The following is an 18208-nucleotide window of genomic DNA, read 5'->3' on the forward strand; positions in this document are numbered from 1 at the left end:
GGTCGTTCCGTTCCATTCGGATAAAAAGTCCCCGCGGCAAGATCAGTCGCCGCGGGGATCAGAAGAGCTAGCTATTTGCGGAGACGTCGCCGCGCGTACTGCCGCCGCCGCACACGTCCCGCAATTCTCAGCTGCACCCGCTCGTCGCGCCGCAGGTGTCGCACTTCTCGCAGGTGCCGTTGCGCACCATCGTGAAGTTCTGGCACTCCGAGCACATGTTGCCGGTGTAGCCTTGGGCGATCGAGCGCATGCGGCGCTCGTTCTCGAGCTTCTTGGCGTCGGCCTTGGCGGATGCCGCTTCGGCGGCGGCCTTGTCGGAGAACAGCGCGGTCACGCCCTCTTCGCTCTCCTCCGTCACCTCTTCGGCGATCTCTTCCGCCAGTTCCCTGGCCCGTTCCTCGTAGTCGCGCTTGAAGGCGACGATTTCCGAGGTCGAGACGGCCGCGGCCGGCTCGAGCTTGCGGGCGGCGCTGCCGGCAAAGGCGGTGACATTGCCGCCCGAGGACGCCTTGGCCGGGGCGGCGGTCGCGGCCCCTTTCGGCTCGCTGAGCTGGCGCTCGCCGCCGGTGCCGGGCACGAGCGTCGGCTTGTAGCCGCGGGTCCAGCCGGTCGAGATCAGGTTGGTCTTGCCCTCCTGGATGCCCTTGCCGAGGGCGGTGTTGCCGAAGTCGGAGGTGTCGACATGGGCAAGGTCGTGGCGGCCGAGATAGGAGACGGCGAGTTCACGGAACACGTAGTCGAGGATCGAGGTGGCGTTCTTGATCGCGTCGTTGCCCTGCACCATCCCGGCCGGCTCGAACTTGGTGAAGGTGAAGGCCTCGACATATTCCTCGAGCGGCACGCCGTATTGCAGGCCGAGCGAGATGGCGATGGCGAAGTTGTTCATCATCGCGCGGAAGGCGGCACCTTCCTTGTGCATGTCGATGAAGATCTCGCCGAGGCGCCCGTCGCCGAACTCGCCGGTGCGCAGGTAGACCTTGTGCCCGCCGACGATCGCCTTCTGGGTATAGCCCTGGCGGCGGTTCGGCAGCTTCTCGCGCTCGCGCGTGACCCGCTCGATGATGCGCTCGACGATCTTCTCGGTGACGGCGACGGCCTGGGCGGCGGCCGGGGCCGCTGCCAGCGCCTCGACGGCGTCGTCCTCGTCGTCCTCGTCCTCGATCAGCGAGGCGTTCAGCGGCTGCGACAGCTTCGAGCCGTCACGGTAGAGCGCGTTCGCCTTCAGCGCCAGCTTCCACGACAGCATGTAGGCGTTCTTGCAGTCCTCGACGGTCGCCTCGTTCGGCATGTTGATCGTCTTGGAGATGGCGCCGGAAATGAACGGCTGGGCGGCGGCCATCATGCGGATGTGGCTTTCGACCGACAGGTAGCGCTTGCCGATCTTGCCGCAGGGGTTGGCGCAATCGAACACCGGCAGGTGCTCGGCCTTCAGGAACGGGGCGCCTTCGAGCGTCATCGCACCGCAGACGTGGATGTTGGCGGCCTCGATGTCCTTCTTCGAGAACCCGACGTGCTCGAGCAGGTTGAAGCTCATGTCGGCCAGCTGCTCGTCGGAGACCTTCAGCGTCTCCTTGAGGAAGTCGGCGCCGAGCGTCCACTGGTTGAACACGAACTTGATGTCGAAGGCGCTCTTCAGCGCGCCGTTGACGGCGGCGATCTTCTCATCCGAGAAGCCCTTGGCCTTCAGCGACGACGGATTGATGGCCGGGGCCTGGTTGAGGTTGCCGTGGCCGACCGCATAGGCCTCGATCTCGGCGATCTGCGCCTCGGAGTAGCCGAGCGTGCGCAGCGCCTCCGGGACGGCGCGGTTGATGATCTTGAAGTAGCCGCCGCCGGCGAGCTTCTTGAACTTCACCAGCGCGAAGTCGGGCTCGATGCCGGTGGTGTCGCAGTCCATGACAAGGCCGATCGTGCCGGTCGGCGCGATCACGGTGGTCTGGGCGTTGCGGTAGCCGTGCTTCTCGCCGAGTTCGACCGCCTTGTCCCAGGCGCTCATCGCATGGATGACGAGGTCCTGGTCCGGGCAGTCGGCATGGGCGAGCGCGACGGGGTTGACCGACAGCTTCTCGTAGCCGCCCGTCTCGCCATAGGCCGCGCGGCGGTGGTTGCGCATGACCCGCAGCATGTTGTCACGGTTCGGCGCGAAGCCCGGGAAGGGGCCGAGCTCGCCGGCCATCTCGGCCGAGGTGGCGTAGGCCACGCCGGTCATGATCGCCGTCAGCGCGCCGCCGATGGCGCGGCCCTCGGTCGAGTCATAGGGGATGCCGGACGACATCAGCAGGCCGCCGATATTGGCGTAGCCGAGGCCGAGCGTGCGGTACTCGTAGGACAGTTCGGCGATCTGGCGCGAGGGGAACTGCGCCATCATCACCGAGATCTCGAGCACGACGGTCCACAGCCGAACGGCGTGCTCGTAGTCGGCGATATTGATGTTCTTCGTCGCTGCGTCCTTGAACTGGAGCAGGTTCAGCGAGGCGAGGTTGCAGGCCGTGTCGTCGAGGAACATGTACTCCGAGCACGGGTTCGACGCGCGGATCGGGCCGGCGGCCGGGCAGGTGTGCCAGTCGTTCATCGTCGTGTTGAAGTGCAGCCCCGGATCGGCCGAGGCCCAGGCGGCGTAGGAGATCGATTCCCACAGGTCGCGCGCCTTCAGCGTCTTCATCACCTTGCCGTCCTTGCGGGCGGTCAGGTGCCAGTCGCCGTCGTCTTCGACCGCGCGCAGGAAGTCGTCCTTGATCGAGACCGAGTTGTTGGAGTTCTGGCCGGACACGGTCAGGTAGGCTTCCGAATCCCAGTCCGTGTCGTAGGTCTTGAACGCGATGTCCTTGTAGCCCTGGCGCGCGAACTGGATGACGCGCTTGATGTAGTTCTCCGGAACCTGGCTCTTCTTGGCGGCGCGGATCTCGCGCTTCAGCGCCGGGTTCTCGGTCGGGTCGAAGCAGGCGTCACCCTCGGCCGAGCAGTTGACGCAGGCCTTCATGATCGCCTTGAGGTGACCGGCGACGATCTTCGAGCCGGTGACGAGGGCTGCGACCTTCTGCTCCTCCTTCACCTTCCAGTTGATGTATTCCTCGATGTCGGGATGGTCGATGTCGACCACGACCATCTTGGCCGCGCGCCGCGTCGTGCCGCCGGATTTGATCGCGCCCGCGGCGCGGTCGCCGATCTTGAGGAAGCTCATCAGGCCGGAGGAGCGGCCGCCGCCGGACAGCTTTTCGCCCTCGCCGCGCAGGTGCGAGAAGTTGGAGCCGGTGCCGGAGCCGTACTTGAACAGGCGCGCCTCGCGCACCCACAGGTCCATGATGCCGTTCTCGTTGACGAGGTCGTCCTCGACCGACTGGATGAAGCAGGCGTGCGGCTGCGGATGCTCGTAGGCCGACTTGGACTTCGTCAGCTTGCCGGTGAAGGGGTCGACGTAGAAGTGGCCCTGGCCGGGGCCGTCGATGCCGTAGGCCCAGTGCAGGCCGGTGTTGAACCACTGCGGCGAGTTCGGGGCGACGCGCTGGGTGGCGAGCATGTAGGCGAGTTCGTCCTTGAAGGCGGCGGCGTCCTCTTCCCCGTCGAAGTAGCCGCCCTTCCAGCCCCAGTAGGTCCAGGTGCCGGCGAGACGGTCGAACACCTGCCGGGCGTCGGTCTCCGAGCCGTACTGCTCGTCCTTCGGCAGCTCTTTCAGGGCCTCGGTGTCGGCGACGGAGCGCCACAGGAAGGAGGGGACGTCGTTCTCCTCGACCTTCTTCAGGCGCGCCGGCACGCCGGCCTTGCGGAAATACTTCTGCGCGAGGATGTCGGCGGCGACCTGGCTGAACTGGGCGGGGACGTCGATGTCGGCGAGCCGGAAGACGATCGAGCCGTCCGGGTTCTTGATCTCGCTGGTGGCCTTGCGGAATTCGATCTCGGCATAGGCCGTTTGGCCCTGCTTGGTGAAACGACGTTCTATGCGCATGGTCCGTTGTCCTTCTGTCGCCGCGCCTGCGTGCCTGTGCGCAGGGCGCAATTTGCCCCGTCCGGCCACGTTGCGCGCAGCCAGTCATCTCTTCAGTTCGTGCGGGAAACCCGATCTATCGGAACCCTGTATCTTGTGCTGAATGTGGCTGCAAACACTAAATATAGTGTTAACAACTTCTTTATGCCAGCCCCGTTGGCCACCCCGGCGATCAAGAAACCGTGCGCAAGAGATCCCCTGCGGCCGGCGGCTCATCCACCTTGACGCATGGTTACCTATGACGATTTCCAGATTTGCGAACCGGGCTCGAAACTCTCCGGTCCAGTCGCCGTTGCAACTTACCAACCATTAACGCCATGGCACCCGATTCCGTCAAGGGGTGGTTTGTGACGGATTTGTGGACGCTAGATGTTGTGTGCTGCGCTTGTGGAAAATGGGGACATTGGGCAAATGCTGGAAATTCAGGGCGTTCCGGACCGAAGGCACCTGTTCTCACCGGACAGGCCCGGCCGGAACAGGAAATAATGGGGCAAAAATAAGGACAAATTCGGCCATGGCGAAAGCCGGGGAGTTGCCATGCGCCACAATCTGTGATCGCCCGAGAGTTGCCCACAGACGGAGGCGGGGTGGGCCGGCAAAAGCCCAGCGGCGACCGCTCGACGGGGCCGAAGCCGCCGCTCGCGCGCAAGGCAAGGGGAGGGCGGCAAGCGCCGCCCGGTCTTTTCAGTCGCGGCTGCCCTTGGAGATCGGCTCCTGGTAGGTGAAGCCCATGTCCCAGGGGAAATAGATCCACGTGTCCTGGCTGACCTCGGTGACGAAAGTGTCGACCAGCGGCCGCCCCTTCGGCTTGGCGTAGACGGCGGCGAAATGTGCCTTCGGCAGCATCGACCGCACCTGGGCTGCCGTCTTGCCGGTGTCGGTCAGGTCGTCGATGATCAGGATGCCCTCACCCTCGTTCTGCAGGAGTTCCGGCGCCACACCCTTCAGCACATGCATTTCGCCCTGCGAGACGTAGTCGTGATAGGAGGCGACGCAGACCGTCTCGATCAGGCGGATGTTGAGTTCGCGCGACACGATCGCGGCCGGCACCAGCCCGCCGCGGGTGATGCAGACGATCGCCCTCCATTCGCGGTCGTTGTCGGCAAGGCGCCATGCGAGCGCGCGGGCGTCTCGGTGGAACTGGTCCCAGGATACGGGGAAGGCTTTGTCGGGAAGCGACATGACGGTCTCCTATCGCCGGCGACCGGCGAAAAATGCAAGTGCGATCGGACTATCTAGTGCAGATGCGGGAAGAAGGGAAACGCAGCGGCCGCGGCGCGCCGCAGCGATCCACAGCGATCCGTGCCTGCCCGCCCGGCGGGGCGCGGGTCCGTCACGCCGCCGGCGCGATCAGCGCGACATGATCGCGGGAACGCGCAGGTCCTTCATCATCGCGCTGGTGACGCCGCCGAACAGCCGGTGGCGCAGCCAGGAGTGGCTGAAGGCGCCCATCACCAGCAGGTTCGCGCCGGTTTCGCTGACGCGCCGGTTGATGACATGGGCGATGGTGTCGCCGCCGGAACTGGCCGACTGGACCGTGACGGTCAGGCCATGCCGGGACAGCGAGGAGGCGATCTCCGCGCCGGAATAGGCCGCATGCTCGGAGGCACTGTCCCGGGCGTCGACGGTGAAGACCTCGATCTCCTTGGCCTCCTGCAGCAGCGGCAGCGCGTCGAACACGGCGCGCGCCGATTCGCGCGTGCCGTTCCAGGCGACCAGCACGCGCGCGGGCGCTTCCGGCCCGGCGACGGCGTCGGAGATGAGGCAGAGCGGCCTGCCGCTCTCGTAGAGCAGGTCCTCGATGTCGGCGCGCGACGGGCCTTCGCCGCTCGGGTCGAGTTGCACGGCGACCACCAGATCGCTCGCCCGGGCGCTGTCGATCACCCCGCTGGCGCTGTAGCCGGCGCTGCCGGTGAACAGCCGCCACTCGTGCGACACGCCGGAGCGCTGCGCCAGCGCCCGGAAGGTGCGTTCGATCGTCCGCGACACGGCCTGCGCCTGGGCCTGCTGCTCCATGATGGCGTTGGGGTCGGGAAACTCCATCGGCGCGGCGATGGTGACCACGATCGGCGTTTCGGCGTGGACGCCGATCAGGTGCGCCCCGTGCCGTTCGGCAAGCGCCAGCGCGTGCCGGGTGACCTTCTCCGCGTCCTCCGAGGTGCTGAGCACGGCGGTGATCGTCCTGTACGTCATGACAGTCTCCCTTCGCGTCGGGGGCCAGAGCGTCCGAGCGACCGCCAGCCGGCTTGGCTCGGTAATGCCTTGAATTTCCGTATGATCCTTCCCCCAAATCGCGGCCGATTCAAGCGATTTGCGAGATCCGACCGCTTTCCGCCATCACAACTGTGCGATGTCGGTGCCGTGGTGGTTCAATCTGCACGGCCGGGCGCCGGCCGGCCTTGACGCGGATCAACCGGCCTTGGCCGCGGCAATCTCGGCGATCATTGCCATGATGTCCTTCTCGGCCGCCTCCGACGCAGCCTGCGTGCGGCTGCGAATCACGATCTCGGTGGAGAAGCGGCTGCCGTCGAAGCGCGGGTAGGAGCCGATCGACGTCTCGGGGTGCGCCTTCTGGATGGCGGTGAGCTGGGTACCGATGTCGCCCTCGCCGAAGGGCGAGGCGACGGTGCGCGAGAGCACCGGCGCGCCGGTCTGGAGCGTCGGCAGCAGCACGTCCAGCATGGCGGTGAAGACCTGTGGCACCCCGGCCATGACGTGCACGTTGCCGATCGAGAATCCGGGCGCGGTTGACACACTGTTCGGGATGTGCGCCGCGCCGACCGGCATCCGCGCCATCCGCTGTCGCGCCTCGTTGAACTCCATGCCACGGCGCGCATACATCGCCGCCATCAGTTCCATCGCTGCCGGATCGTGGGTGCAGACGACGCCGAAGGCCTTGGCCACCGCATCGGCGGTGATGTCGTCGTGGGTCGGGCCGATGCCGCCGGAAGTGAAGACGTAGTCGTAGCGGCCACGCAGGGCGTTCAGCGTCTCGACGATCATGTCTTCCTCGTCGCCGACGATGCGGACCTCTTTCAGGTCGATGCCGGCGAGAAAGAGCATGTCGGCCAGGTGGCCGATGTTGCGATCCTTGGTGCGCCCGGACAGCAGTTCGTCGCCGATGGCCAGCATGGCGGCGGTGATGATCCTGGTCGTGCTCATCGGCGGTCCTTGTTTCATCGTTCGTTGACTGTCGGTGGCGACTGTCAATCGTTCGTGAACAGTCTGTTGCGCCGCCCGCGGCTTTCGTGGCCGGTCCCACTGCTACATCTTCGCGCCGACCGCAATCAAGCGGAAAGACCGCGGTTTTCAGACGCGACAGGAGATACGAATGGCAAGAATTCTCGTTCTTTACTATTCCGCCTACGGGCATATCGAAACCATGGCAAACGCCGTGGCTGAGGGCGCCAGGTCCGCCGGTGCCGAGGTGGTGGTGAAGCGGGTTCCGGAACTGGTTCCGGAAGAGGTCGCCAAGGCCTCGCACTTCAAGCTCGACCAGGCGGCGCCGATCGCGACGATCGACGAACTGGAAGAATACGACGCGATCATCGTCGGTGCCGGCACGCGCTTCGGCAACATTGCCTCGCAGATGCGCAATTTCTGGGATCAGACCGGCGGGCTGTGGTTCAACGGCAAGCTGATCGGCAAGGTCGGTTCGATCTTCACCTCGTCGGCGACCCAGCATGGCGGTCAGGAATCGACCATCCTCACCTTCCTGCCGACGCTCCTGCACCACGGCATGGTCGTCGCAGGGCTGCCCTATTCCTTCCAGGGCCAGTCGGGCGTCGAAGCGGTCAAGGGCGGCTCGCCCTACGGCGCCACCACCATCACCGACGCTGACGGTTCGCGCCAGCCTTCCGAGGTCGAACTCGAGGGGGCCCGCTTCCAGGGCGCGCACGTGGCCAAGCTCGCCGCCAAGCTCGCCGGCTGAGGTTGGCGCCGAAGGCCGCTTGAAGACGAAGGGCGCGGCGCAGGGCCGCGCCCTTTTGATTCGTCCTTGCCGCACGGATGGCCGCTCCCGTCGCCCGGCGGCGCGCTGGTACGGTCCGCGCGCTTCTGCCGGCGCTGTGAGGCATCCCGTCACGATCATAGGACGGGTCGGGAATGGTCGGAGCGGCTGAAGGCCGCGACCCGGCGAAAGGGTTGGGACCCGCCGGGTCGCGTATATGTGGCTCGGGCACAAGCCACGAATTCAATTGTACGCCACGGCCGATCGGCGGACGATTAGCTAAATCTATCTAGACCAAACGTCTCTGGCCCCGATGGGCGGTGGAGCAGGCGCCAGGTCCACGTCGGCTTTGCGCTGCCACGTCGGCCCCAAGCGGGCTCGGGGAGAGCCCCATGAGCGGACACCTCAAAGGCTCGCCCGGATGACAACGCCCAGATGGTGCGGGGAGTGCGCCAAGTTTCTCAATGGAATCAATGGTCGTAGTAAGGGTCAGGTGAGGGGGGTCCCTGGCGCCTGCAATCAACGAAAGCCCCGCGGTTGCAAGGCTTTAACATCTACTTTCTACGGAAGATTTGGTGGGCGATGACGGACTCGAACCGCCGACATCCTCGGTGTAAACGAGGCGCTCTACCAACTGAGCTAATCGCCCGCCGCGTTGGTGGCCGTGATCTATGCGGATACGGACAAAACCGCAAGGGCCCTTGCGACGTTTTTCAGAATTTTTTGTGAAGGACCCGGACGGCCTCCGGATTGGCGCCCGGTTCGATGCCGGCGTCTGGCCGGGGACGGCGCGTCCGCTGCGTCGGCACAATGCCTGTTGGCGCAACAGGGTGTGGATAGTTCGCAGCCGGCGCGTTGGGGGAGGGGCGTCATCAGGTTGGAGCCGCCCGATCGGCAGTCCGGGCCGGCCGGCGCGGAGCGGCCGGAAGGGAATTCTGCCGGAGGTTTTCAACAATTCGTGGCCCGTCATCGTTTTGTTTTCAAACCTGCTTGACACCCATAAGCGAACCCCTTAGTTAGCCGCTCATCGAACGGCCCCGGCCGCTTCGGGAGGGTGCCTCGGCATCCGGACGCTTGAAGAAAATGCGGGTGTAGCTCAGTCGGTTAGAGTGCCGGCCTGTCACGCCGGAGGTCGCGGGTTCGAGCCCCGTCACTCGCGCCACTTCAGTCGTCCGGTATGGTCAAGGCGCCAAGGCCGCAAGGCCAATGCGCGGGTGTAGCTCAGTCGGTTAGAGTGCCGGCCTGTCACGCCGGAGGTCGCGGGTTCGAGCCCCGTCACTCGCGCCATTTGTTCTATACTCTTTCTCTGTTCAGTCGGCTCATTGGCATGGTTTTCCGGACCGTCGGCCCGCATGCGTTCGTGTGCTTCAGGCGAGGCCCATCGATGGGGCGTGTTGCCACCGGCTATCGCTGTCGCCGCGCGGTCTAAAGGCGAGAATGCCGCATGCTCAATCGGCCGCAGCGGACGGTCGAAGCGATGGCCCCGAGCGACGCGCGCGATTCCTTTTAGTATATCCATCGGTGCGGTTTGATGGGGTGGCCGGGAATGAGATGGCAACGCTGACGGGCGGGTGGACACGGCTGCTGCCGGGGCCGGCGCCTTGGTGGGCTCGCCGCAAATAAAAACGGGCCGGCGGCGACCGGTGCGAAGCGCGGCCGCTACCGCTTTGGCGAGCGGCGGACGGTGTGGGCGAATTGTGCGCAATGAATGGGCGAATGCCCGACAAAGCCTTGCGCGCGGTCGCTCACTGCGCTAACGACACTTGCGTTGCAACATACTTTTCTCGGCTTGCAGGTCATCGACCCGGCGGCGCACCTCCCGCGCCAGACGCAGGCAGGACGGACGACAATGACTGAACTTCTCGGCTCCTACATTCCGATCGCCATCTTTATCGGCATCGCGCTCGTGATCGGCATCGCGCTTCTGATCGCGCCGTTCGCCGTTGCCTACAAGGCGCCCGATTCGGAGAAGCTGTCGGCCTACGAATGCGGGTTCAACGCCTTCGACGACGCGCGCATGAAATTCGACATCCGCTTCTACCTGGTGTCGATCCTCTTCATCATCTTCGATCTCGAAGTCGCGTTCCTGTTTCCCTGGGCGGTCTCGTTCAATGAGCTGGGCTGGTTCGGCTTCTGGTCGATGATGGTCTTCCTGCTCGTCCTCACCATCGGCTTTGTCTACGAATGGAAGAAGGGAGCGCTGGAATGGAACTGAGCTCCGGCACCACGCTCGTCTCGCCGCGCGCCAAGGGCATCATCGATCCCGCCACCGGCAAGCCGGTCGGCAGCGACGACGCTTTTTTCGGCGAGATCAGCAACGAGTTGGCCGACAAGGGTTTTCTGGTCACCTCGACCGACGAACTGATCAACTGGGCCCGCACCGGTTCGCTGATGTGGATGACCTTCGGCCTCGCCTGTTGCGCGGTCGAAATGATGCAGTTGTCCATGCCGCGCTACGATGTCGAGCGCTTCGGCTTTGCCCCGCGCGCCTCGCCGCGCCAGTCGGACGTCATGATCGTCGCCGGCACGCTGACCAACAAGATGGCCCCGGCGCTGCGCAAGGTCTACGACCAGATGCCGGAGCCGCGCTACGTCATCTCGATGGGCTCCTGCGCCAACGGCGGCGGCTACTATCACTATTCCTATTCGGTGGTGCGCGGCTGCGACCGCGTCGTGCCGGTTGACATCTACGTGCCGGGCTGTCCTCCCACGGCCGAAGCGCTGCTCTATGGCGTGCTTCTGCTGCAGAAGAAAATCCGCCGCACCGGCACGATCGAGCGCTAAGGGCAGGGGACTGACATCATGAGCGAAGCCCTCCAGGAACTCGCTTCCTATCTCGTCGAGGTGCGCCGGGAATTGATTGCCGACACCAAGCTTGCCTATGGCGAGCTGACGCTGGTGACGACGCATGACGATCTCATCCCGCTGCTCACCTTCCTGCGGGACGACGTGCAGTGCAGCTTCGTCAACCTGATCGACATCTGTGGTGTCGACTGGCCGGCGCGGGCGGCCCGCTTCGATGTGGTTTACCACCTGTTGTCGCCGCGGCTGAACCTGCGCGTGCGCGTCAAGGTCGCCACCGGCGAGGACGAGCCGGTGCCGTCGGCCTGCAGCGTCTATCCGGGTGCCGACTGGTTCGAGCGCGAGGCCTACGACATGTACGGGATCCTGTTCACCGGCCATCCCGACCTGCGCCGCATCCTGACGGACTACGGCTTCGAGGGTTACCCGCTGCGCAAGGATTTCCCGACCACGGGCTTCGTCGAGGTCCGCTACGACGACGAGGTCAAGCGGGTCGTGTACGAGCCGGTGCAACTGCGGCAGGAGTTCCGCAACTTCGACTTCCTCTCCCCCTGGGAAGGCACGGACTACGTGCTGCCGGGCGACGAGAAGGCGAAGACGAACTGATATTGCGGCGCGCATCCGTCGGATGCGGCGCCCATTGGAGCAAGCGGCATGACCGAACACAACGTCCGCAACTTTAACATCAACTTCGGCCCGCAGCATCCGGCGGCGCACGGGGTTCTGCGCCTCGTGCTGGAGCTTGACGGCGAAGTGGTCGAACGCGTCGACCCGCACATCGGTCTGCTGCACCGCGGCACCGAGAAGCTGATCGAGACGAAGACCTACCTCCAGGCCGTGCCCTATTTCGACCGGCTCGACTACGTCGCGCCGATGAACCAGGAGCACGCCTTCGCGCTGGCCGTCGAGCGGCTGGTCGGGGTAGAAGTGCCGATCCGCGGGCAGCTGATCCGCGTGCTGTTCTCGGAAATCGGCCGCATCCTGTCGCACCTGCTCAACGTCACCACGCAGGCCATGGACGTGGGCGCGCTGACCCCGCCGCTCTGGGGCTTCGAGGAGCGCGAAAAGCTGATGGTGTTCTACGAGCGCGCCTGCGGCGCGCGCATGCACGCCGCCTATGTTCGTCCCGGCGGCGTCCATCAGGACCTGCCGGATCAGCTGGTGGAAGACATCGGCAAGTGGATCGACCCGTTCCTGAAGACCGTCGACGACATCGACGAGCTTCTGACCGGCAACCGCATCTTCAAGCAGCGCAACGTCGACATCGGCGTGGTCTCGCTCGAGGATGCCTGGGCCTGGGGCTTTTCCGGCGTCATGGTGCGTGGCTCGGGGGCGGCCTGGGACCTGCGTCGCTCGCAGCCCTATGAGTGCTATTCCGATCTCGACTTCGACATCCCGGTGGGCAAGAACGGCGACTGCTACGACCGGTACCTGATCCGCATGATCGAGATGCGCCAGTCGGCCAAGATCATGCGCCAGTGCGTCGATCGCCTGCTCGGCGATGCCCGGGTCGGCCCGGTGTCGTCTCTGGACGGCAAGATCGTGCCGCCGAAGCGCGGGCAGATGAAGCGGTCGATGGAAGCGCTCATCCATCACTTCAAGCTCTATACCGAGGGCTATCACGTGCCGGCGGGCGAGGTGTATGCCGCGGTCGAGGCGCCGAAGGGCGAGTTCGGCGTCTACCTGGTCGCCGACGGCTCCAACAAGCCCTATCGCTGCAAGATCCGCGCCCCGGGCTATGCCCACCTGCAGGCGATGGACTTCATGTGCCGGGGACACATGCTCGCCGACGTCTCGGCCGTCCTCGGCTCTCTCGACATCGTCTTTGGTGAGGTGGATCGCTGATGCGTCGACTGGCTTTCGTCATGGCAGCACTGATTGCGTCGTCCCCGGCCGCGTTGGCACAGGAGTCGGTGTCCGGCGGCGGGACTTCCGGACCGGGCCAGAACGCGACGATGGCGCAACTCCTGGCCGACGGTTACGAGATCAAGGGCACGGCGCAAGCCAGCAGCCGCTACATTGTGTTCATGCAGAAAGAGAAGTCGGCCTACGCCTGTCAGTTCGTCACCGTGACGACGACGCGTTGCGGGCTGATCAACTGAATAAGGCGCGAAAGAATGTCTGTTCGTCGATTGGCCGATGCGGCCGTCCAGCCCGCTAGCTTCGCCTTCTCCAAGGAGAATGCGGCCTGGGCGAAGGCAACGATCAAGAAGTACCCGAAGGGCCGCGAGCAGTCGGCCGTGATCCCGCTTCTGATGCGGGCGCAGGAGCAGGACGGCTGGGTGACGCGGGCGGCGATCGAGTCGGTCGCCGACATGCTGGACATGCCCTACATCCGCGTGCTCGAGGTTGCCACCTTCTACACCCAGTTCCAGCTGAAGCCGGTCGGCACGCGTGCGCATGTCCAGGTCTGCGGCACCACGCCCTGCATGCTGCGCGGCTCCGAGGAACTGATCAACGTCTGCAAGCGGAAGATCCATCCCGAGCCGTTCGAGCGCAATGCCGAGGGCACGCTGTCCTGGGAAGAAGTCGAGTGCCTGGGTGCTTGTGTCAATGCGCCGATGGTCATGGTCTTCAAGGACACCTATGAGGACCTGACGCCGATCCAGCTGGAGCACATCATCGACCGTTTCGAAGCCGGCAGGGGGGGCGACGTCGCTCCTGGCACGCAGGTCGACCGGATCTTCTCCGCTCCGGTCGGTGGTCCGACGACACTGCTCGAGCCGGAGGCGGCGGCGAAGAGGCCATCGCCGCGCGCCAAGAAGAGCGCCGGGGACGCCGTCAGCGTGCCTCCGTCCGACGCAGGCCGCGTCAAGACCGAAGCGGCGGTGACCAACCCCGCAGTGAAGAGCCCTGCCGACGGCAAGTCGGAGCTTCCGGCCGGCAATCCGGCGGCAAAGCCCGTCAAGGCTGCCGTCGCTGCGGCCTCAGCGAAGCCCTCGCTGGAGGACCGGAACCGGCCCAAGGGGATCGACCGGCCCGAGATGCCCGACGACCTGAAACTGATCTCGGGCGTCGGGCCGAAGATCGAAGGCATCCTGCACGGGCTCGGCATCTTTACCTATGCCCAGCTCGCCGGCTGGAAGAAGGCGGAGCGCGACTGGGTGGACGGCTATCTCAACTTCAAGGGCCGCATCGAACGCGACGACTGGGTCAAGCAGGCCAAGGCGCTCGCCAAGGGCGGTGAGGCCGAATACATCAAGGTTTTCGGCAAGAAGCCGCGCTGAAAGGTGAAACATGCTTAAGGATCAGGATCGCATCTTCACCAACCTCTACGGCCTCAAGGACAAGTCCCTGAAGGGGGCGATGGCGCGCGGCAACTGGGATGGCACGAAGCAGATTCTTGAAAAGGGCCGCGACTGGATCATCAACGAGATGAAGGCGTCCGGCCTGCGCGGGCGCGGCGGTGCCGGCTTCCCGACCGGGCTGAAGTGGTCCTTCATGCCGAAGGAGAGCGACGGCCGGCCGCACTACCTGGTCGTCAACGCCGACGAGTCCGAGCCCGGTACCTGCAAGGACCGCGACATCATGCGCCACGATCCGCACACGCTGATCGAAGGCTGCCTGATCGCAAGCTTCGCAATGGGCGCGCACGCCTGCTACATCTACGTTCGGGGTGAGTACATCCGCGAACGCGAGGCGCTGCAGGCGGCCATCGACGAGTGCTACGACGCCAGGCTGCTCGGCAAGAACAACATCCACGGCTGGGACATGGAAATCTATGTCCACCACGGCGCCGGCGCCTATATCTGCGGCGAGGAGACGGCGCTGCTGGAGAGCCTCGAAGGCAAGAAGGGCCAGCCGCGGCTGAAGCCGCCGTTCCCTGCCAACATGGGCCTCTACGGCTGCCCCACCACCGTCAACAACGTCGAGTCGATCGCCGTTGCCCCGACGATCCTGCGCCGCGGCGCAGCCTGGTTTTCCTCGATCGGCCGTCCGAACAACGTCGGCACGAAGCTGTTCATGCTGTCCGGCCACGTCAACCGTCCTTGCACGGTCGAGGAGGCTATGGGGATCACCTTCCGCGAACTGGTCGACAAGCATGCCGGCGGCATCCGTGGCGGCTGGGACAACCTGCTTGCCGTCATTCCCGGCGGCGCGTCGTGCCCGGTCGTCAAGGCCGAGGACATCATCGATTGCCCGATGGATTTCGACGGGCTGCGCGAGGTCAAGTCATCCTTCGGCACCGCCGCCGCGATCGTGATGGACAAGTCCACCGACATCATCAAGGCGATCGCGCGCATCTCCGCCTTCTTCAAGCACGAGAGCTGCGGCCAGTGCACGCCCTGCCGCGAAGGCACGGGCTGGATGTGGCGGGTGCTCGAGCGCATGGCCAAGGGGCAGGCACAGAAGCGCGAAATCGACATGCTGTTCGATGTCAGCAAGCAGATCGAGGGCCACACCATCTGTGCGCTCGGTGACGCTGCGGCCTGGCCGGTCCAGGGCCTGATCCGCAACTTCCGCCCGGAGATCGAAAAGCGGATCGACCAGTACACCCACAACGCCATGGCGCACGGCGCCGTGCTTGAGGCAGCGGAGTAAGGCGATGACGAAGTCGGCAGGACAGGCAGCAGAAGCAACCCTGGTCCCGCCGGCGCCGGCCGCGGACGAGGATCCTTTCGGGTTGTCGCCCTGGCTGAAGGAAATGCCGGCCATGGCGGTGCCGCCGCTGATGGCCCATCCGGTCGCCGCGATGGCAGCGGCCACGGCAATCGGGCTCGGGATCTCCAGCCAGTTCGCCGGCATGGTTGCAGGCGCGGTGCAGGGCTTTGCCGAGCGGACCAGGGCGGCGCTGGACGAGGCGGCCGAGGTCGAAGCGAAGGTCGTCGCGGCCTGGGGGCCTGCGAGGGACCTCGGGGCCGAACCCGGGGAGGCGGTGGCAAGCGAAGCTGTGGCCGCGCCGGCAAGGCTGCGGTCCGGGGCGCCGGTGAAGGCGCCCGCGCGCAAGGCGCGGCCGGCAAAGCGGCTGACGCCCAAGGCAGCACCGGCAGCGGCTGCGCCCGAGAAGGGGGCGATCAAGCCGGCAACGGTTCGGAAAGGTTCCGGACCTATGGCAGGCGGGGGCGATGACCTGAAGCTGATTTCAGGCATCGGTCCGAAGCTGGAACAGGCGCTGAACGGCAAGGGCATTCTCCGCCTTGCCGATATCGCGCGCTGGACCGCCTCGGACGTGGAACAGATCGAAGCCGAATTCGGCCTCGACGGGCGCATTGCCCGCGACGGCTGGGTGGAGCAGGCAAAGAAGCTGGCAAGGGGCCGCGGCTAAGGCCCGGGTTTCGAGCCGGCAGGAAAAGATTTCAGGCAGGTGCGAGGGCGGGGACGTCCGATCGCCTGCCAAGGACGTGGCGCTGATACAGGCAGGGCCTGCGCGAAAGCGGGAAGACGGATATGGCAAAACTGAAAGTCGACGGAAAAGAGATCGAGGTTCCGGATCATTTCACGCTGTTGCAGGCGTGCGAGGAGGCCGGCGCCGAAGTTCCGCGCTTCTGTTTCCACGAGCGGCTGTCGGTCGCTGGCAACTGCCGCATGTGCCTTGTCGAGGTCAAGGGTGGCCCGCCGAAGCCGGCGGCCTCCTGCGCCATGAGCGTGCGCGACCTGCGCCCGGGCCCGAATGGCGAGGCACCGGAAGTCTTCACCACCACGCCGATGGTCAAGAAGGCCCGCGAAGGTGTGATGGAGTTCCTGCTGATCAACCATCCGCTCGACTGCCCGATCTGCGACCAGGGCGGCGAGTGCGATCTGCAGGACCAGGCGATGGCGTTCGGCATCGACAGCTCGCGTTACCAGGAGAACAAGCGCGCCGTCGAGGACAAGTACATCGGCCCGCTCGTCAAGACGATCATGAACCGCTGCATCCACTGCACGCGCTGCGTCCGCTTCACCACAGAAGTCGCCGGCATCAGCGAGCTCGGCCTGATCGGACGCGGTGAGGATGCGGAGATCACCACCTATCTCGAGCATGCGATGACGTCGGAGCTGCAGGGCAACGTCGTCGATCTCTGCCCGGTCGGCGCGCTGACCTCCAAGCCGTTCGCCTTCACCGCCCGTCCGTGGGAACTGAACAAGACCGAATCGATCGACGTGATGGACGCGGTCGGCTCGGCGATTCGCGTCGATACGCGCGGCCGCGAGGTCATGCGCGTCCTGCCGCGCGTCAACGAGGACATCAACGAGGAGTGGATCTCCGACAAGACCCGCTACATCTGGGACGGGCTGAAGACCCAGCGCCTCGACCGCCCCTATGTGCGCAAGGACGGCCGCCTGCACGCCGCCACCTGGTCCGAAGCTTTCGCCGCGATCGGTGCGGCGGTCGCCGGCAAATCGGGCGACCGGATCGGCGCGATTGCCGGGGATCTGGCCTCGGTCGAGGAAATGTACGCGCTACGCGAACTGGTGACGGCCCTGGGGTCGGCCAACATCGACTGCCGCCAGGACGGTTCGGCGCTGCACCCGGCCTACGGCCGCGGCAGCTATCTGTTCAATCCGACGATCGCCGGCATCGAGGAGGCGGACGCGCTGCTGATCGTCGGGGCCAACCCGCGCATCGAGGCGGCGGTGCTGAACGCCCGGATCCGCAAGCGCTGGCGCATGGACGGCTTCCCGATCGGCGTGATCGGCGAAAACGCCGAGCTGCGCTACGACTATGAATATCTCGGCGCCGGTCCGGAGACGCTGGCCGAAGTCGTCGGCGGAACGAACAAGTTCTTCGCCAAGCTGAAGAAGGCGAAGCGGCCGATGATCATCGTCGGCCAGGGCGCGCTGGTGCGGGCCGACGGTCTTTCCGTCCTTGGCCACGTCGTCAAGCTGGCCGAGGCGGTCGGGGCGTTGACCGCCGACTGGAACGGTCTCGGCATCCTGCACACCGCAGCTTCGCGCGTCGGCGGCCTCGATCTCGGGCTCGTCCCGGGCGAGGGCGGCAAGAAGGCATCGCAGATGCTGTCGGACACCGACGTGCTGTTCCTGCTCGGCGCCGACGAGATGGACTTCAGCCGCAAGACCGCCTTCACCGTCTACATCGGCTCGCATGGCGACAACGCCGCGCATGCCGCCGACGTCATCCTGCCGGGGGCGGCCTATACCGAGAAGTCGGGCACCTGGGTCAACACCGAGGGCCGCGTGCAGATGGGCAACCGCGCCGGCTTCCCGCCGGGCGAGGCGCGCGAAGACTGGGCGATCCTGCGGGCGCTCTCCGACGTGCTGGGCAAGAAGCTGCCGTTCGATTCGCTGGCGCAACTGCGCGCGAAGCTCTACGCCGAGCTTCCGCATCTCGCCGCGCTCGACACGATCGCCGGCGATCGCGGCCTGGATCTGGCCAAGCTCGCGAAAAAAGGCGGGAAGATGGCCAATTCCGGGTTTGCGTCTCCGATCAAAGACTTCTATTTGACGAACCCGATAGCGCGCGCCTCCGCGGTCATGGCCGAGTGCTCGGCACTGGCCCGCAACAACTTCAAAGCCGCGGCGGAATAAGCGCGAGG

At 65.5% G+C, this 18208-nt stretch carries 14 protein-coding genes and 3 tRNA genes; 12 read left to right on the forward strand and 5 right to left on the reverse strand.

The features are described from left to right. Positions 1–127: 127 nt before the first annotated feature. The 4 genes from ACXAGF_RS08530 to ACXAGF_RS08545 all read right to left on the reverse strand — a co-directional run bounded on the left by ACXAGF_RS08530 (position 128) and on the right by ACXAGF_RS08545 (position 7144). The gene (locus ACXAGF_RS08530) at positions 128–3943 is read right to left on the reverse strand and encodes a vitamin B12-dependent ribonucleotide reductase (RefSeq protein ID WP_475016100.1); all 3816 of its coding nucleotides are present in this window, start codon (positions 3941–3943) and stop codon (positions 128–130) included. Positions 3944–4666: 723 nt separating this feature from the next. Further along, a complete protein-coding gene (gpt, locus tag ACXAGF_RS08535) occupies positions 4667–5164 on the reverse strand; it encodes a xanthine phosphoribosyltransferase (protein ID WP_475016102.1) in 498 nt (165 codons plus the stop codon). Between the two features lie 168 nt (positions 5165–5332). Next, complete coding sequence (locus ACXAGF_RS08540) at positions 5333–6175, reverse strand: universal stress protein (protein ID WP_475016104.1); 843 nt, start codon at positions 6173–6175, stop codon at positions 5333–5335. Between the two features lie 216 nt (positions 6176–6391). Next, positions 6392–7144 carry a competence/damage-inducible protein A gene (locus ACXAGF_RS08545; protein ID WP_475016106.1) on the reverse strand — a complete coding sequence of 251 codons (753 nt, stop codon included), beginning with the start codon at positions 7142–7144 and terminating at the stop codon, positions 6392–6394. A gap of 169 nt (positions 7145–7313) precedes the next feature. Between ACXAGF_RS08545 and wrbA the strand changes: the two genes are divergently transcribed. Then, the gene (wrbA, locus tag ACXAGF_RS08550; RefSeq protein WP_475016107.1) at positions 7314–7913 is read left to right on the forward strand and encodes an NAD(P)H:quinone oxidoreductase; all 600 of its coding nucleotides are present in this window, start codon (positions 7314–7316) and stop codon (positions 7911–7913) included. Positions 7914–8504: 591 nt separating this feature from the next. Here wrbA and ACXAGF_RS08555 read toward each other — a convergent pair. Beyond that, a tRNA-Val gene (locus ACXAGF_RS08555) sits at positions 8505–8580 on the reverse strand. A 436-nt stretch (positions 8581–9016) separates the two neighbouring features. Between ACXAGF_RS08555 and ACXAGF_RS08560 the strand changes: the two genes are divergently transcribed. The 11 genes from ACXAGF_RS08560 to nuoG all read left to right on the forward strand — a co-directional run bounded on the left by ACXAGF_RS08560 (position 9017) and on the right by nuoG (position 18200). Continuing rightward, positions 9017–9093: transfer RNA gene (locus tag ACXAGF_RS08560), tRNA-Asp, on the forward strand. Between the two features lie 48 nt (positions 9094–9141). Next, positions 9142–9218, forward strand: a tRNA-Asp gene (locus tag ACXAGF_RS08565). A 562-nt stretch (positions 9219–9780) separates the two neighbouring features. Then, the gene (locus tag ACXAGF_RS08570) at positions 9781–10146 is read left to right on the forward strand and encodes an NADH-quinone oxidoreductase subunit A (RefSeq protein WP_475016110.1); all 366 of its coding nucleotides are present in this window, start codon (positions 9781–9783) and stop codon (positions 10144–10146) included. Then, positions 10137–10715 carry a NuoB/complex I 20 kDa subunit family protein gene (locus ACXAGF_RS08575; protein ID WP_475016112.1) on the forward strand — a complete coding sequence of 193 codons (579 nt, stop codon included), beginning with the start codon at positions 10137–10139 and terminating at the stop codon, positions 10713–10715. The genes ACXAGF_RS08570 and ACXAGF_RS08575 overlap by 10 nt, the downstream gene beginning before the upstream one ends. Before the next feature lie 18 nt (positions 10716–10733). Beyond that, positions 10734–11339 (forward strand): NADH-quinone oxidoreductase subunit C, encoded by a 606-nt coding sequence (locus tag ACXAGF_RS08580; RefSeq protein ID WP_475016114.1) that lies wholly within the window; start codon positions 10734–10736, stop codon positions 11337–11339. A 48-nt stretch (positions 11340–11387) separates the two neighbouring features. After that, complete coding sequence (locus ACXAGF_RS08585; RefSeq protein WP_475016115.1) at positions 11388–12578, forward strand: NADH-quinone oxidoreductase subunit D; 1191 nt, start codon at positions 11388–11390, stop codon at positions 12576–12578. Then, positions 12578–12835 (forward strand): hypothetical protein, encoded by a 258-nt coding sequence (locus tag ACXAGF_RS08590; protein ID WP_475016117.1) that lies wholly within the window; start codon positions 12578–12580, stop codon positions 12833–12835. Before ACXAGF_RS08585 ends, ACXAGF_RS08590 begins: the two co-directional genes overlap by 1 nt. A 15-nt stretch (positions 12836–12850) precedes the next feature. Further along, a complete protein-coding gene (locus ACXAGF_RS08595; RefSeq protein WP_475016118.1) occupies positions 12851–13960 on the forward strand; it encodes an NADH-quinone oxidoreductase subunit E in 1110 nt (369 codons plus the stop codon). Between the two features lie 10 nt (positions 13961–13970). Next, positions 13971–15275 (forward strand): NADH-quinone oxidoreductase subunit NuoF, encoded by a 1305-nt coding sequence (nuoF, locus tag ACXAGF_RS08600; protein ID WP_475016120.1) that lies wholly within the window; start codon positions 13971–13973, stop codon positions 15273–15275. A 4-nt stretch (positions 15276–15279) separates the two neighbouring features. After that, on the forward strand, positions 15280–15999 hold the full coding sequence (locus tag ACXAGF_RS08605) for an NADH:ubiquinone oxidoreductase (protein WP_475016122.1): 720 nt from the start codon (positions 15280–15282) through the stop codon (positions 15997–15999). Positions 16000–16121: 122 nt separating this feature from the next. Beyond that, positions 16122–18200, forward strand: coding sequence for an NADH-quinone oxidoreductase subunit NuoG (gene nuoG / locus ACXAGF_RS08610; protein ID WP_475016124.1), 2079 nt, complete (start codon positions 16122–16124; stop codon positions 18198–18200). Positions 18201–18208: the final 8 nt, after the last annotated feature.

This window comes from Mycoplana sp. ABR4_002, from assembly GCF_056159645.1.